The organism is Actinomyces sp. HMSC08A09, from assembly GCF_001807465.1.
In the GTDB taxonomy this organism is placed as follows: Bacteria; Actinomycetota; Actinomycetes; order Actinomycetales; family Actinomycetaceae; genus Actinomyces; species Actinomyces oris.
On the sequence record NZ_KV789134.1, the window covers coordinates 1 to 1,145 of the forward strand.

Here is a 1,145-nt window from a genome sequence, read left to right on the forward strand (position 1 = left end):
CGGTGGGGTCAGGTGGTGGATGCACCACTCGTGGGAGGGGTGTTGTGTGTCTGGGACTTGGTTTGATCAGGATGTGCGTCGTGATGCGGTGGCGCGGGTGGTGGCTGGTGAGTCGGCTTCGGCGGTGGCTCGGGATCTGGGGTGCTGTCGTGGGTCGGTGAGCCTGTGGTGCCAGAAGGCGGGGGTGGAGCTGGTAGGCGGACGACGGGGTGGGACGGCCCAGTCCGACCAGGCCAGACGCGCCAAGGTCGCCCAGGCCGTCCTGGCCGGAGCGTCCCTGACCCAGGCGGCAGCCGCGGCCGGGGTGAGCCGGGACAGTGCCAGGCGGTACTGGCACGATCAGGCCATGGAGGACGCAGCAACAGCATCAAGACGCTCGTCAGGACGCTCGTCGGGGCGGCGGGGTCGTGGGGGCTGGTCGGCGTCGGCCTGCTCGGGGCGGGTCGGGCGCGGGCAGCGCGTCAGCGACGCCGAGCGGGTCCTGATCGCTCAGGGCCGGGCCCGTGGGGAGTCGGCCGCCGCCATCGCCCGCGCCCTGGGGCGGTGCCGTCAGACCGTCTCACGAGAGATCACCCGCAACACCGGCCCTGACGGGGTCTACCGGGCCCCGGGGGCCTCAGCTGCGGCCCAGGAGCGCCTGGCCCGCCCCAAGACCAGGAGGCTCGACGCCGATCCCGTCCTGCGCGCCGAGGTGGTGGCCCTGCTCGAGGACGGGGCCAGCCCCCGCCAGATCAGCACGCGCCTGCGCTGGGCCCACCCCGACAATGAGTCCATGCGCATATCCCATGAGCAGATCTACCAGGCCCTCTACGTCCAGGGCGCCGGGAGCCTGCGCCAGCAGCTGCGGGTGGACAAGGCCCTGCGCTCAGGACGCACCCGGCGCCTGCCCCGCTCACCACTGGCCGGCCTGCCCCGCAGATCCAACCGTCCCTGGATCGAGGGGGCCCAGATCAGTGTGCGCCCGCCCCAGGCCGCCGACCGGGCCGTACCGGGTCACTGGGAGGGCGACCTGGTCATCGGCGCCGGCGGGCGCAGCGCCCTGATCACCCTGGTGGAGCGCGCCAGCCGCTTCGTGCTCATACACCGCCTGGGCGCCGGCCACGACTCCCAGACCGTCACCACCGCCTTGCAGACCATGGTCGCTG

Annotated in this window: 1 protein-coding gene; it reads left to right on the forward strand. The window is 73.1% G+C overall.

Annotated elements, in window-relative coordinates:
- Positions 1-157 precede the first annotated feature (157 nt).
- Positions 158-1,145: IS30 family transposase (locus HMPREF3165_RS12965; protein WP_176747037.1), on the forward strand; the 988-nt coding region annotated here is incomplete at its 3' end.